The organism is Advenella sp. S44 (assembly GCF_002810445.1).
In the GTDB taxonomy this organism is placed as follows: Bacteria; Pseudomonadota; Gammaproteobacteria; order Burkholderiales; family Burkholderiaceae_B; genus Advenella.
Window position 1 is genome coordinate 1,593,071 of the sequence record NZ_NEXS01000003.1, and the last position, 14,102, is coordinate 1,607,172.

The following is a 14,102-nucleotide window of genomic DNA, read 5'->3' on the forward strand; positions in this document are numbered from 1 at the left end:
AGGGCTATATACAAATGCGATGGCTTATCTGTCATTAAACCAATTCGCGCGGGCCGTGAATGGATGTTGCGCCGGACCAGTTCCCACTGAGAATGCAGCTGTTGACAAGTTCTGGAATAAGCGCGGCCACACATTCTGCAGCGGTTCCGTATCCGACAATATCTGATATGCATAGTGACAGCCTTCGCTTGAGTCCTCGCCCTTCGATCGACCTGGCACGGATGCTGGTGTCTTTATTTTTACTTACCATCGCAGACTTGGACAAGATAGTAGAGGCATAGCCGCTTTCTACGATGGATTGAATCGTAGAAAGTGAATCGATTTCCGCAACGATATTGAGTTTGTATCCTTGGGCATTGAATGCATCGTCTATCAGTTGACGTGTCAGGTTAGCCTGCCCAGGAAGAACCAGTCCAACTTTGGATGCTTTCTCAAAGCTGATTGTTGTCGAATTGGCGTCATTCTCCTGCAGTTTGCTTAATAAGAACAGTTGTTCTTCCAGTAGCGGCATCCAGCGCAAATGTGATGGTTGTGTTTTGTCACCATTAATAAACTTATGATTATCTGATGGGGCTTCGAAAAGCAGGCTCATTTCTATTCTACCGTTGGTTACCAACTCCTGCAGATGCCCGCTCAAACTTTCAACTATTCGCAATTGGATATCCGGGTAACGATCCTGGACTGTGCTGATCAGAGGGCCGGCCAGGACGTTTGCTGCACTGGTTGGAACTCCTATGGAGACTGGACCTGCTGGTTTGGTTCCAATATTAACAACATCATGCCGCAACCTGTCGATCTGGCGCAGAACAGCCTGTGCATGCAAATAGAGAGACTCTCCGGCCTTTGTTGTAGTGACTCCGCGTACGCTTCGGGTCAGCACTTTGACGCCTAATTCTTCTTCCAGTTTGGTGATCTGAGCGCTTAACGCTGGCTGAGCAATGTAAAGATCTTTCGCTGCGCGAGAGACACTACCCAATTCCACAATTCGTATGAAATATCTAAGTTGTCTGAGTTCCATTGTGGTCCGTTATTAGCACTACGGTCGTGCTGTTATAGCTTTGAGATATACCGCAATCTGAATGCCATATTATCCGAAACCATAACGCTCGTCTATTATTAAAACCGTTTATTACAGCAATGATTTGGCATATCAATACCATGATTAAACTCTATTTCTGGTCAACCCCAAACGCGTACAAGATCTCTATTCTGCTAGAGGAGCTTACATTGCCGTATGAGGTAGTACCGATACATATTGGCAAGGGTGAGCAGTTTTCTTCCGAATTTCTACGCATCAGTCCGAATAATAAAATTCCGGCTATTGTCGATACATGCGGGCCCGATGGCAAGACCATTTCGCTATTCGAATCGGGTGCAATCATGATCTACCTCGCCGATAAAGTATCAAGCGAGCTATATCCACGCGATTGTGCAAATCGATACAGCGTCCTGCAATGGCTGATGTTTCAAATGGGCGGAATCGGCCCCATGCTAGGCCAAGCACATCACTTCAGAAAATACGCACCAGAAGTCATTGATTATGCGGTCAATCGATATACCAACGAGGCCCACCGCATATATGGTGTGTTAGACCGCCGACTATGCGAAACCGAATACTTGGGTGGAGGAAACTACTCGCTTGCCGATATTGCCACCTATCCGTGGCTACGCCCATACAAGTGGCAAGGGCAGAATATTGAACAGTGGCCAAACCTGCAGCGCTGGTTTAGCGCTGTCAGAGCCCGTCCTGCCGTTCAGCGAGGCCTTGCGGTTCTCGCAGATAAAGTCGATAGAACTGGTGCAAAGCCTGACGGCGAGCGGTGGAATAATTTGTTCGGCGACACGCAAGTTACACAAGGTGCGTCTGTGTCTGGTTCAGGAGATGAGTCATGAAGAATATGAATTCAATGCTTCAAGGATATCGAGTCCTTGATATGACACAAATTGTCGCTGGCCCCACGTGCAGTCGCATCATGGCCGAGCTTGGGGCTGATGTTGTCAAACTGGAGCTGGCACCTTATGGAGACCGCACCCGATTCGGAGGCCTGAAACCGCGTGACCCAATCCATAAAGGGTCCTCGCAAAGCACATACTTTTTTCAGCATAATCATTCGAAGAAAAGTCTGGCATTAGATTGGAAGCATCCGAAAGGGCAGGCTCTGTTGCGTGCCTTGATTCCACATTTCGATGTGCTTGTCGAGAACTTCAGCCCCGGAGTCATGGCACGTGCAGGGTTGGCGTATGAGGATCTAAAGGCGCTTAATCCGCGTTTGGTAATGTGCTCCATTTCACTAGCGGGACAAACCGGCCCTTTGAGTCAAAAACCGGGTTACGACTATATTGCCCAGGCATATGCAGGTATCACGGATCTGATTGGAGACCCTCAAGGGGACCCAGCGCTTATCACCATGGCTATGGGAGATACGGCCACCGGAATCTCCGCGGCGATGGCTATCGGATATGCACTTTTAAATCGCGAGCGAACCGGCTGTGGGCAATATGTAGAGGCTACGTTACTGGATACTTATTTTCAAATGCACGAAGTAGCCATACCCAGAGTTTCGCTGCGCAAAAACTATACACCCAAACGTACGGGATCTCAGCATCCGGATGGTGGGCCGACGGGCGTTTTCAAGTGCGCTGACGGAAGTTATATTGCTCTGGCTATATTGCCGCATCAATGGGAAGCCTTTGTCAAAGCGTTGGATGCGCCCGAATTATTGACGGACCCGCGGTACGCCACTGCACCGCTAAGGCGTGATAACAACGAAAGCTTGAAAGACAAACTGGAAACATGGCTTGGCAGTTTCGGCCGTCGCGATGAGGCATTGGCAGAACTTGAAAAATATCGCATTCCCTGTGCTCCTGTGCTAACGCTAAACGAAGCGATGGAACATCCTCACCTCAAACAACGAAACACCATCCGCAGCGTACAGGACGAAGGGTTGGGTGAATTTCAGATTCCTGGCCTGCCGGTCACATTTTCGGATTGGGAGCCAAAAGATAAATTGCGGGCAGACTTGTTGGGTCAACACAATGAGAGTGTGCTACGTGACGTGCTAAACATGTCGGAAAACGATATTGAACACTTATACGAAGAGGGCGTGCTTATCAAGGATAAAAAAAGTCGGAACTGCACTGTTTGAGCCCATAGGATTTTAAAACCAATCATGGAGGAGACAACCATGTTTATACGTACTGTCGCAGCTTCATTTGTACTAGCAACGCCAGTGGCTATGGCCAGCAGCTTTCCCGACCATGCAGTTACGCTAATTGTGCCGTTTTCGGCGGGCGGCCCAACCGATGTAGTCGCAAGGCATCTGGCCAAAGCCATGGAGAAAAGTTTGAAACAAACCATTGTCGTGGAAAATCGACCAAGTGCAGGTGGCATCGTTGGTGTGGAAAAATTGCTGCGTTCTGCCGCAGACGGTTATACCTTGCTTATACATAATATTGGCATGTCTACCGTCAAGTCAATTAATCCTCAACTCCAATTCGATCCGCAAAAGGATTTTTCCTATGTTGGCGAGGTTGCCGACGTGCCTATGACATTAGTCGGAAAGAGGGCGCTGCAACCCAAGGATTTTGGCAGTCTTCGCAGTTATCTGCAGGAACACGGAAAATCCATCAATATCAGTAATGCGGGTATTGGCACGGCTTCCCATTTATGTGCGTTGATGCTTATGTCCAAACTCAAGTTGGATATGACTATGATTCCGTACAAGGGGGCTGCGCCTGCGTTGACGGACTTGCAGGGCGGGCAGGTCGATCTTTTGTGCGACCAAATAACAACTACGCTTTCGCCTATTCAAGCCAACCGGGTTAAGAGCTATGGCACAACGAGCCGGAAAAGGCTCGACAGTCTGCCCAATTTGCCGACACTGAGCGAGCAAGGTTTAAAGGATTTTGAAATAAATGTCTGGCATGCCATTTATGCGCCCAAAGGAACACCGGAACCTGCAATTGATCGATTAAGTGAAGCACTTCAGGCTGCGCTCGCGGACAAGCAATTTACCGATAGCATGTTCAAATTGGGTGCCGTGCCAGTTAGTGCTGACCGTGCTACACCGGCAAGTCTGGAGCAGCATCTGGGTAGTCAGATCTCCCTATGGTCACCGTTAATTGAGCAATCTTCAGTCTATCTGAAATAGTAGCACCATTCTATGGAGTATATAAATGACTAAACAAAAAATAGAAATGTACTGGGATGTCGGGAGCACCAATACGTACTTTGCATTAAAGCTGATTAAACCGCTTTTGGAGCGCTACGATTGTGAACTTGTCCTTCATCCGTTCAACCTCGGATATGTTTTTCGGAACAATAACTACGAACTTATGAAAGAACCAAAATCCAAGTTGCGCAATCGAAAGCAAGATCTCATGCGCTGGGCTCGGAAATATGGTCTGTCGTTTCAAATTCCCAGACAATTTCCGATCAAATCAAGTCGTGTGTTGAGGGGATCTTTAGTGATGAGACGCTACGGAAAAGAACTTGAGTTCGTCGAAAAGGTGATGGACCGGTATTGGGAGCAAGGCGACGCGTCGATCGCTGAATATTCCGGCCTAAGGCCAATTGTGGAAGAACTGGGAGTTGACCCCGACAAGTTTGAACATTTGAGCGCGAGTGATGAGATTGCAGCTGAACTTGCTCAAAGTACTGATAAAGGAATTGAACGGGAAGTTTTTGGAGTGCCAATGATCATTGTCAATAATGAAATGTTTTGGGGGAAAGATCGAATGGATTTTGTGGAAGATGAGCTGCGTAAGATTTCTGAAGCTTATCCAAGCTAGTGGCATCTTAAATATTGGCAGCAAAGAAGGCGTATTGCTGATTTACCTCATTTACTCCCGATTGCTCGTCCAGGCCGAGCAATGGCCGGGGATAGGAGCGTAAATATGAAGATCGACCCTAAGTTGTCGATCTTCATATTTAATATTCGCATAATATATATTATGTAAAGTTAGATATATGGATAGATATGGCCGACGTCCATATAGAATCATTACTAGGCACTTTTGTCTATCAAACTTTATGTGTACAAGCTTTCAAAACTGAGTGTGCGCCCTGCCTATATCTTTTCACGCATGAGGTCGAACGATATTTTATGGCATGATTATTAACGCTTTATCCATTCCCAATAACGAGCCACGATAGATGATCTATCTAAATTTCCATGAACCCGGTGTGCATCCTCGAACATATTGTGATTCCCCGCTCCTGGCATGCAGACAGTAAGACTGTGGTCAGTTTCACACAGCGCTAGAATATTGCAGCACCTAACAGCAGACATTTTCCCGCTATTGGCGAAGCGAACCTCAATGACCTTGAAAAGCGCGACTTGCTTGCTCGCGCCTGAAGACATTACTTCAAAGCCCGAAGTCAACGATGAGATTATTCTCGGGCTATCAAAGTCTTAAAGTTCCATCAACACACGTAACAACATCACCGCCAATCCAAATATCTTCATTTATCTGTTCTACATATACTTTCCCAGCCCGACCCAGCATCGTTCCCTGGTTAGCAACATAGGACGCAGGCGCCAGTCCGGCACCAATGAGCCATTGCGCTACACCAGCATTTAGGCTACCTGTTACCGGGTCTTCCAACACGCCCTCATTGGGAGCAAACGCACGTAACTCAAATTGAGCTTCGGGACCATCCAGCACGGGGTCCCAAGGCGCAACCACTCCTATTTTCATCTCCTTCATTGATTGATAGTCGGGCTTCAATGCAAGAAGCTTCTGCCGTGAATCCAGCAACACCGCCACCCACCCCGAACCATTGTCAACCCACTGAGAAGCCATAATCTCCTCAAAATCCAATTGAAGACTTCGCGCTATCTGAACCAATACATCGTCAGCCACCAGACCAGAACGACGCAGCGGCGGAGCGGCGAATGCCAATCGAGTACCCTCACGCCGAATAGGTACAAGCCCAACTCCGCACTGCTGAATAATCGTGCTGCCATCATGCGGCTTCCCTCCCCCAGCCAACCATACATGACAGCTACCGAGCGTAGGATGCCCAGCAAACGGTAACTCACGTCGTTGAGTGAAGATTCGCACCCTATAGTCTGCTTTCGGCATAGACGGCGACAATAAGAAAGTTGTTTCGCTTAAACCTGTCCATCGTGCCAGCTCGGCCATTTTTTCTTCAGGAAAATGATCAGCACCGATCACCACCGCAAGAGGATTACCCTGTAACGGGAACACCGTAAAAACGTCAACTTGTTGAAACCGAAACTTCAACATCTTTTTTGCTCCTTTATGGGTTAAACGTAATTAGCCGTTCTTCAGTCATTTCACGAATTGCATAAGCAGGACCTTCCTTGCCAAAACCACTATTTTTCACCCCACCGAACGGCATCACATCAGCACGGGCACTGGACGCTTCATTAAGTTGTACTGTCCCAAAGCGCAAGGTGCGGGCAGCGCGCAGTCCCAAATCGATATCTTGAGTGAAAACACCCACAGACAACCCATACGGGGTAGAGTTAGCGCTATCGATCGCCTCGGAAAAACTGTCGAATGGGCGAATCGCAACCAAGGGTGCGAAGGCCTCTTGACACCAGATGCTGGTGTCCTCCGGCACACCCTTAATAATAGCCGGCGTAACCACTGATCGGTCACGCTCACCGCCACACAAGAGAGTCGCTCCCCTACCTATCGCTGCGTTCAACCAAGTCTGAGTGCGACACGCGGCTTCCTCGGTAATAAGAGGGCCAATTCGTACACTAGGATCTCGTGGATCTCCTGCGGTCAATGTTGCTGTGAACTCAATCAGGCGGTCACAAACCTCATCGGCAATTTTTCGATCTACATACAAGCGCTGAACTGATGTGCAGACTTGTCCCGCCTTGCGGAAAGACGCATTGGCAATCTTCGGAATTGCCCTGTCCAGGTTTGTGTCTTTGCAAACGATAGTGCTAGCGATACTACCCAACTCCATTTGAGTGCGTCTAAGGCCTGCCGCCTGTTGGATAATTCGCCCTACGCCAGTACTGCCCGTAAATGCATAGAAGGCTATGGAAGGGTTGTCGAGCAAGTAGCTACCGACAGTATCACCACTTCCGTGAACAAGCGAGATGAACCTTGGCGGCATACCGGCTTCAAGCAACGTCTCGCATAGCAATGATGCTGTCAAAGGCGTATAGGCTGATGGTTTTAGAACCACGGCATTGCCGGCGGCATAGGCCGGCGCTATTTTATGTAATACCGTATTTAAAGGCGAATTGAAAGGCGTTATAGCGCAGACCACACCAATGGGAAAGCGCATAGTGAATCCCAACCGATGGTGTGCCCCAGGACTCGCGGCAAAAGGTACTATCTCGCCGGTCAAACGCGTAGCCTCGTACGCGGACAGATTCAACGTAACAATCGCACGGTCAACCTCTGCTTCGGCGTCAGTAAGTGTGAACCCGCCTTCAGCAGTGAGTATTTGCGAAAAACGCTTACGCTTGGTGGCAAGCAACTCGGCCGTCCGACTTAACACCTGTGCGCGCTCAAAAGGAGCCAGCTCACTCTCGCTCATTGCGCGCATAGCACCCTCCACCGCTTGAGATACCTGTTCCGCACTCGCCTGCGACACCCGGGCGATTTCCTCGCCTGTAAACTTATCCAATACACCGAAGCTATCGGAAGATGTCACCCACGCCCCGTCAATAAGGGCTCCAATATCCCTGCCATCCGAACTAAACATTGACTCTTGTTGCATCATGCTCTCCTGGGCCGGCATATAGCGCCGACACGACCGGAATCATTAAAATAGTGCCTCACAGGCAGCACTCAAGCGTAAACATCCACGCTCAAGAGTATCCATTGATGTGGCGAACGAAATCCGTAAATGCGGCGAAAGTCCATACACGGAACCTGGTAGAACGGCAACGTTCGTAGTGTCAAGCAGATACATAGCAAAGTCGGTGTCTGACTCTATAACAGTTCCTTGCGGTGTCTTTCGCCCCAGCAACTCAGTACAACTTGGATATGCATAGAACGCTCCTTCAGGGGGCTCGCACGATAAACCCGGTATGGCATTCAACCTTTCTACCAACATATCACGACGCTCCTGGAAAATCTTAGTGCGTTTTCGCACGATTTGCTGGGGTCCGACAAGTGCTTCGATGGCAGCTGCTTGGGAAATCGAATTGGGATTCGACGTACTTTGAGACTGCAGCTTTACCATCGTCTTGATTAACTCTACCGGGCCGGCGCCAAACCCAAGACGCCAACCCGTCATGGCATATGCCTTAGAAACGCCATTGACAGTCAATGTTCTGGCCCTCAAATTCGGCTGCACTTCGGCCAATGTTGAAAAGCTGCGATGGTCGTACAGAATGTGTTCGTAAATATCGTCACAAAGTATCCATACATGCGGGTGCCGTAGTAAAACCTCGCCCAGTTGGCATAGTTCGTCGCGCGTGTACACTGCTCCGCTTGGATTGTTAGGCGAATTGAGCACGACCCATTTCGTCCTGGGTGTAATCGCTCGCTCCAGGTGTTGGGGAAGAAGTTTAAAACCCGCGCTGGCCGGACACGGAACAAGTACTGGCTTGCCTCCCGCCAGTAAAACAATATCCGGATATGACACCCAGTATGGAGCAGGAACAATGACTTCATCCCCCGCATCAACCGTGCTCATGAAAGCATTGAAAATAATCTGCTTAGCCCCCGTCCCGGCGACAATTTCGTTCAGTTCATAATCAAGTTTATTATCGCGAAGAAATTTATGCTGAATAGCTTCTTTTAGTTTGGGCGTACCCCCAACATCTGTGTATCTGGTTTCTGAGGACGCCATGGCACGCACTGCGGATTCAATGATATTTTCGGGAGTCTCAAAATCGGGCTCGCCAAGAGTCAAGCCAATAATGTCGCGACCTTGGGTTCGCAGTTCACGAACCCTCTGCCCCGCCATAGAGCTGGGAGAAGGTTTGATTCGATCGAGTCGGGCAGATATGAAAGTCATTTCTCCCCTCCCTCTGCGGGCCAGGAGCGCTTTACCCCCAAGCCGCGCATGAAGCGGTCACGTATTTGGGAAGGGTCCCGCTCAGTGGCACCAGCGGGAGGGCTCGTGTCGGTCCTGGCGGCGATTAACCATGGCCCGTCCTCGGTGCAAGCCTTGTCCAGGAGACGCTCAAAATCCTCAGTATCTCTCGCCCAGAAGCTGCGTGTCAGCCCACAACCTCTGGCGATGGCGACAAGATCAGCACTGGTCGATGTAAGCGTAGGTTGTGAACCCGTGATCTGATAGCAGCCATTATCCCAGACGATCGCAAGAAACTTTTTGGGGGAAATTGTCGCTACCGTAGCCAATGCACCAAGTTGCATCAACAGAGAGCCGTCTCCCTCCAGCGTCACCACACGCCGTTTAGGTTGAGCGATTGAAACACCTAATGCAATTGAGCAAGCAAGTCCCATGCTACCGAGCATATAGAAATTTTGTGGGCGATGCCCGCATGCCCATAGATCAAAGTTCGTATGCCCTATGCCTGCCACTACTGCTTCATCTTTGGTCAAGTGCCTCAGAACTCGCTGAGTCAAATCCGAGCGATTCATAATCATAGCATCAGCACGTCCGATTGACGGTTCTACAATGTTGTATGTCGCGTTGCTCATTGAGCCTCTCCTTTGCGAGCCGTCAATAGCGGGCTAAGAATCAGGGCGGCGGGCGCTTGAGTCTTTACCGCCTGTTTGATAGTTTGACCGACCACAAACTCCACATCACCCAAGGCGGTTAATTTGTGGCTCTCAATATTCATGCAGTTCAAAATTGGCATCATCGTGCGGCAAACTACCACTTGCCCCTGCTGAAAATCCCCTAACGTCCCACGCTCGGAAATCATCATTAGCACGGGAATCTGGTATGGAATTGCAAGCGAAGCTAAAGCATTGGGTAATGTCGCAAAACCACTTGTTTGCATTAGAACGATACCCCGCATGCCCCCCATCCAGGCTCCAGCCACAATTCCTAGCGCCTCCTCTTCCTGCGCTGAATTTACGACAGTGAAGAAATCGTCTGCGTATAATCTGCTGATCAGGGGCGCCAGTACTTTATCCGGCACATAGGCAATCAAGCGGACATCATTGTCCTTCAGCGTGTTCACAACGATCTCGTCCCAGCTCATCTGGAGCGGTTTGCTTGTTACGGCTTCCGACATGTCTTCCCCCAAGATAAAGTTAAGTTGTGATTTCAACGTATTCCATAACCACCTCCGCCGGCCGTCTCCAGAAGGACACGATCCCCTGGTTGCAAAATGCGCTGTTCGGTCGGATCAATTTGATCTCCGTTAAGCACGAGTTTTCCCCGCTCTCCACTTTCCCCTCCAAACAGCCCTGACGGAGGTGTTTTCAAACGCGTCATCAAAAATGAAGTCGCGACATCGGATGCTTCCGGCAAAATTTCAAACTCAAAGCGCAAGCCGTTGCCTCCGGTATGCTTACCGACCCCACCACTATTGCGGCGAATTTCCCTTCGATGAACAAGGATCGGTGCTAGCGCCTCCATCATTTCTACCGGCGTGTTACCTAAATTAGCAGGAAAGGATAAAGCGGAGTATCCATCCCGGCTAACAGTAGCGCCCTGCCCGCCATTAATGAAGTTAACAACATTGAAAGGACGATCGCGATAGCGGCCAGACATTGTCACTGATGAGTTTGCGCTCCCTGATGCCCACACACGATTTGGCATCACGTCTGCCAACGCCATGAAAATCGCGGGTGGAAGCATATGCCCGATAGCGCCTCGGCCCCCGGATGCAGCGGGATAAGTAGGGTTTAGAATGGATCCTAATGGCGCCCGCGTTTGGATCGGAAGAAATCCCCCTTCATTGTTGGGCGTATCAGGGCACAACAGTGCTTTAATTGGGTAAGCTGAATAAGCGAAGGTATAAATCGGCACAACGTTGACAGCCCGCAACTGCTGTGCACTGGATCCCGTATAGTCAATATCGATGCGGTCGCCAGCTACCGTCAACTTGCAGCGGATAATAATGGGCGTTTCGAAGCCATCATGTTGCACCTGAGATTCATAAATCCCGTCGGGTAACCGAAGTATTGCTTCACGCATGGCGTGCTCAGATCGCTGGCGTACTTCGGCCCCCAATTTATCCAGACTTACCGTTTCAAGCAGGGGCATCAGGCGCTCGGCCATCATACGGCACGCGCTCACTTGCGCCCAGATGTCGCCTAAGCCCTGCTCTGGCACCCGAATATTCTGTCTGATCATTTCGATAAGCGTTTCATCCGGTTTACCAGCATTTATCAGCTTCAGCAACGGTATCTGCAATCCCTCCTCGTAAATCTCTCGATTACTGTTACTACGCAGTCTTCCACCGATATCAGGCAAATGAGACACCACCGCAGCGAAGGCGATCAGCTTGCCTTTAAAGAAGATGGGCATGACCGTGTTTACGTCATGAATATGTCCGGTCCCCTTCCAGGGGTCGTTGGTTATCAAGACATCCCCAGGTTGCAGTGACGCAGCTGGATATTTTTCAAGGAAATGCTTGACCGTAGCAGGTAAGCTGCCAATAAATGATGGAATGCTCATAGTCGACTGGGCCAGAGACCTTCCCCTCGCGTCGGTCAGCACAACCGCGAAGTCATTTGCATCGCGAACAAGCGTTGAAAAACATGTCCGGACGAATGCGGCGGCAGCTTCATCAACAATGCTGATCAGCCGCTTCCAGAGTATTTCCAGTTCAATCGGATCAAATTCCCTTTCGACCGCAGTCTCAAGTATCGGTTTTGTAACACCTGTGCTCATTCAAATTCCTTTAGAGTAATGGAAACGGTACGATCCTGGCGAATTTCAATTTCAGCGGAAACTGGAACGACAAGAGTTGACTCACGTTCTTCAAGGACAAGCGGACCTTCGAGCAAAGTTCCCGGTACCAGTGCATAACGTTCATAAACTGGAACAGTGCCAAAGCGCGCTTGTAAAGGTAAATAAATTTCACGCTGCTGCACTTGAACCTCCTTCGTCGGTCGATCCTCTCCCAATTCGAACTGCTGGCGAACGATGCTCGAACGTCCAGTCAGGCGCCAGGTCAACACCTGCGGGCGTGCTCTGGGCACCAGATGCCCATACAGTTTCTGATAGCACTCTTCAAATGCGTTACGCATGAACACGTCGGCACCATTGCTCAAATCCTGATATGGAATACTTACAGGAACGTTGTCGCCTTGACCGTAGTAGCGCATTTCTGCACCTATGGTCCATTCAATATTGGAGTTCCGGGCCCCTGCCTCTTCGAGTTCGTTTTGCACATCTTCGCGTAACCTTGTAAATCTTGCAGCTACTTCGTGCCATTCAACATCCTCGAGCAGTGCTGGCTGAGACCAGGAACGATCCGCCCTGGCAGGAGCCGCCAACATACCTAAACATGACCCCGCTCCGGCGCCGATTGAAGCGAGCAAATGCGACATATGAAGTTTGCGTGCCACCTCGGCGGCATGTACAGGTCCGGCTCCGCCTGTAGCCACCAATGTAAAGTCTCGCGGGTCATACCCCTTCTCGGCAATATGTATTCGCGCCGCACTTGCCATATTTTCGTTGACCATATTGTGGATACCCCAAGCCACCTGAATGGGATCCATATCCAGTTGATCCGCCAGACGCTGCATTGCCTCCCATGCTCGGTCCGTGTGCAAGGACATTTCACCGCCAAGGAAGTTATCTGGATTCAGATAGCCCAGCACCAGATCAGCATCTGTCACAGTGGCGTGTTGTCCGCCTTGGCCGTAACACGCTGGACCAGGTACCGACCCGGCCGACTCCGGCCCGATATTAAGCAGCCCCAAGCGGTTAACGTGCGCAATAGATCCGCCTCCTGCTCCAATTTCCATCAAATCAATACTGGGAATCAAAATAGGCAGGCCCGAACCGCGTTTGAATCGATGAACGCGTGCGCACTCAAAGCTATATGCCACCGGCGCTTCGCCATTAGCCACCACGCAAGCCTTAGCTGTCGTCCCGCCCATGTCGAAGGCCAGCACGTTGCTGACACCATTGGAAGCAGCGGTATTCAGCGCAGATAATACGCCTGCGGCAGGTCCTGACTCCAACAAAAAAATCGGCGATTGCGCAGCTGCATCAGCAGAAGTGAACCCACCACTAGACACCATAATGCGCAATGGAATACCAGTTCTGACTTTTGCAACACGCTGCTCCAGTTGCCCAAGATACTCCGCCACAATCGGTTTGACATAGGCACTGGCAACAACCGTCGACGAGCGCTCAAACTCCTTGATCTCGCGCGCCAGCTCTGAAGAAATCGATACCGCAACGCCAGGCACAGCTTCATGTAAGCGATCTGCAATTTTTCGTTCGTGGCTGTCGTCCAGATATGAGTGCAACAGCGATACTGCAACCGAACGAACGTTCAAAGACTTCACAGCCTGCACGATGCGATCAAGCTCCGCATCTGTCAGAGGAAGCAATACCTCGCCGGATGCACTTAGGCGTTCCTGTGCTTCTATTCTTTTTTCATGATGAACAAGAGGTTGTGGCAATTGGAGGTCAAGATCATAAAGATCATAGCGCCACTCTCTTCCTATATCGAGAGCGTCGCGCATGCCTTCCGTTGTTATCAACGCCGTTTCAGTGCCTTTGCGTTCGATCAAAGTGTTCGTGACAAGAGTCGTGCCGTGCACCACTTCGCTCAGTGCGAGATTGCATCCTGAGGCCTCCGCCTGCCGCATCAGATCCCCTATTACTGTGGAAACAGCAACTCCTGGATCGTTCGGTGTAGTCAGTGTTTTTCCGATCCAAATACGGCCGGTCTCGACCATCGTTGCAACGCCATCAGTAAAAGTTCCTCCGATGTCGACGGCAATACGCATGCCCGATTCACATTGATGCTCCGCTCGTATACTCATTACCACCTCTTCGTTTTTTAGGACAGGACAGAATCATGGTATGAATATTCTGTAAATACCCCATCTTTAATACACCACACACATAGAATTTATAATGTTAATTTATAGTCAATGGGTGTCATGTCATTGAGTGAATCGTGCGGTCTTTCGGTGTTGTAAATCGTTGTCCAGTGTTCCGTGATGTGTTGAACTTGCTTCAACGACGTAAAAAGATATAAATCTAATAC

13 protein-coding genes are annotated in these 14,102 nt (G+C 49.9%); 4 read left to right on the plus strand and 9 right to left on the minus strand.

Annotated elements, in window-relative coordinates; translation table 11 throughout:
• Nucleotides 1-34 precede the first annotated feature (34 nt).
• On the minus strand, nt 35-1,018 hold the full coding sequence (locus CAP48_RS11395) for a LysR substrate-binding domain-containing protein (RefSeq protein ID WP_100696558.1): 984 nt from the start codon (nt 1,016-1,018) through the stop codon (nt 35-37).
• Between the two features lie 140 nt (nt 1,019-1,158).
• Between CAP48_RS11395 and CAP48_RS11400 the strand changes: the two genes are divergently transcribed.
• Genes CAP48_RS11400 through CAP48_RS11415 form a run of 4 tightly spaced genes read left to right on the plus strand, consistent with a single transcriptional unit; the run spans nt 1,159 to nt 4,791 of the window.
• On the plus strand, nt 1,159-1,893 hold the full coding sequence (locus tag CAP48_RS11400; RefSeq protein ID WP_100696812.1) for a glutathione S-transferase family protein: 735 nt from the start codon (nt 1,159-1,161) through the stop codon (nt 1,891-1,893).
• Nucleotides 1,890-3,146, plus strand: coding sequence for a CaiB/BaiF CoA-transferase family protein (locus CAP48_RS11405; RefSeq protein ID WP_100696560.1), 1,257 nt, complete (start codon nt 1,890-1,892; stop codon nt 3,144-3,146). Before CAP48_RS11400 ends, CAP48_RS11405 begins: the two co-directional genes overlap by 4 nt.
• A 24-nt stretch (nt 3,147-3,170) precedes the next feature.
• Entirely contained in the window at nt 3,171-4,151 is a 981-nt protein-coding gene (locus tag CAP48_RS11410; protein ID WP_242444410.1) for a tripartite tricarboxylate transporter substrate-binding protein, read from the plus strand.
• Nucleotides 4,152-4,176: 25 nt separating this feature from the next.
• On the plus strand, nt 4,177-4,791 hold the full coding sequence (locus CAP48_RS11415) for a 2-hydroxychromene-2-carboxylate isomerase (RefSeq protein ID WP_100696564.1): 615 nt from the start codon (nt 4,177-4,179) through the stop codon (nt 4,789-4,791).
• A 615-nt stretch (nt 4,792-5,406) separates the two neighbouring features.
• Here CAP48_RS11415 and CAP48_RS11420 read toward each other — a convergent pair.
• From CAP48_RS11420 to CAP48_RS11455, 8 genes are all read right to left on the minus strand, one after another.
• On the minus strand, nt 5,407-6,252 hold the full coding sequence (locus CAP48_RS11420; RefSeq protein ID WP_100696566.1) for a PhzF family phenazine biosynthesis protein: 846 nt from the start codon (nt 6,250-6,252) through the stop codon (nt 5,407-5,409).
• Between the two features lie 13 nt (nt 6,253-6,265).
• Nucleotides 6,266-7,717, minus strand: coding sequence for an aldehyde dehydrogenase family protein (locus CAP48_RS11425; protein ID WP_242444414.1), 1,452 nt, complete (start codon nt 7,715-7,717; stop codon nt 6,266-6,268).
• 42 nt (nt 7,718-7,759) lie between these two features.
• On the minus strand, nt 7,760-8,962 hold the full coding sequence (locus CAP48_RS11430) for an aminotransferase class I/II-fold pyridoxal phosphate-dependent enzyme (RefSeq protein WP_100696570.1): 1,203 nt from the start codon (nt 8,960-8,962) through the stop codon (nt 7,760-7,762).
• The gene (locus CAP48_RS11435; RefSeq protein ID WP_100696572.1) at nt 8,959-9,612 is read right to left on the minus strand and encodes a thiamine pyrophosphate-dependent enzyme; all 654 of its coding nucleotides are present in this window, start codon (nt 9,610-9,612) and stop codon (nt 8,959-8,961) included. The genes CAP48_RS11430 and CAP48_RS11435 overlap by 4 nt, the downstream gene beginning before the upstream one ends.
• Complete coding sequence (locus CAP48_RS11440) at nt 9,609-10,190, minus strand: decarboxylase (protein WP_242444415.1); 582 nt, start codon at nt 10,188-10,190, stop codon at nt 9,609-9,611. Before CAP48_RS11440 ends, CAP48_RS11435 begins: the two co-directional genes overlap by 4 nt.
• Entirely contained in the window at nt 10,187-11,761 is a 1,575-nt protein-coding gene (locus tag CAP48_RS11445) for a hydantoinase B/oxoprolinase family protein (RefSeq protein WP_100696574.1), read from the minus strand. Before CAP48_RS11445 ends, CAP48_RS11440 begins: the two co-directional genes overlap by 4 nt.
• Nucleotides 11,758-13,839 carry a hydantoinase/oxoprolinase family protein gene (locus CAP48_RS11450; RefSeq protein ID WP_242444417.1) on the minus strand — a complete coding sequence of 694 codons (2,082 nt, stop codon included), beginning with the start codon at nt 13,837-13,839 and terminating at the stop codon, nt 11,758-11,760. The genes CAP48_RS11445 and CAP48_RS11450 overlap by 4 nt, the downstream gene beginning before the upstream one ends.
• 125 nt (nt 13,840-13,964) lie before the next feature.
• A partial coding sequence (locus CAP48_RS11455; protein ID WP_153045680.1) for an integrase core domain-containing protein occupies nt 13,965-14,102 on the minus strand: 138 nt, incomplete at its 5' end.

Excerpts from the sequence above, each read along its gene's own strand:
- CAP48_RS11420 (WP_100696566.1), bottom strand. The coding sequence starts at position 6,252 with ATGTTGAAGTTTCGGTTTCAACAAGTTGACGTTTTTACGGTGTTCCCG.
- CAP48_RS11415 (WP_100696564.1), top strand. The coding sequence starts at position 4,177 with ATGACTAAACAAAAAATAGAAATGTACTGGGATGTCGGGAGCACCAAT.
- CAP48_RS11410 (WP_242444410.1), top strand. The coding sequence starts at position 3,171 with ATGGAGGAGACAACCATGTTTATACGTACTGTCGCAGCTTCATTTGTA.
- CAP48_RS11405 (WP_100696560.1), top strand. The coding sequence starts at position 1,890 with ATGAAGAATATGAATTCAATGCTTCAAGGATATCGAGTCCTTGATATG.
- CAP48_RS11445 (WP_100696574.1), bottom strand. The coding sequence starts at position 11,761 with ATGAGCACAGGTGTTACAAAACCGATACTTGAGACTGCGGTCGAAAGG.
- CAP48_RS11395 (WP_100696558.1), bottom strand. The coding sequence starts at position 1,018 with ATGGAACTCAGACAACTTAGATATTTCATACGAATTGTGGAATTGGGT.
- CAP48_RS11435 (WP_100696572.1), bottom strand. The coding sequence starts at position 9,612 with ATGAGCAACGCGACATACAACATTGTAGAACCGTCAATCGGACGTGCT.
- CAP48_RS11450 (WP_242444417.1), bottom strand. The coding sequence starts at position 13,839 with ATGCGTATTGCCGTCGACATCGGAGGAACTTTTACTGATGGCGTTGCA.
- CAP48_RS11430 (WP_100696570.1), bottom strand. The coding sequence starts at position 8,962 with ATGACTTTCATATCTGCCCGACTCGATCGAATCAAACCTTCTCCCAGC.
- CAP48_RS11425 (WP_242444414.1), bottom strand. The coding sequence starts at position 7,717 with ATGATGCAACAAGAGTCAATGTTTAGTTCGGATGGCAGGGATATTGGA.
- CAP48_RS11400 (WP_100696812.1), top strand. The coding sequence starts at position 1,159 with ATGATTAAACTCTATTTCTGGTCAACCCCAAACGCGTACAAGATCTCT.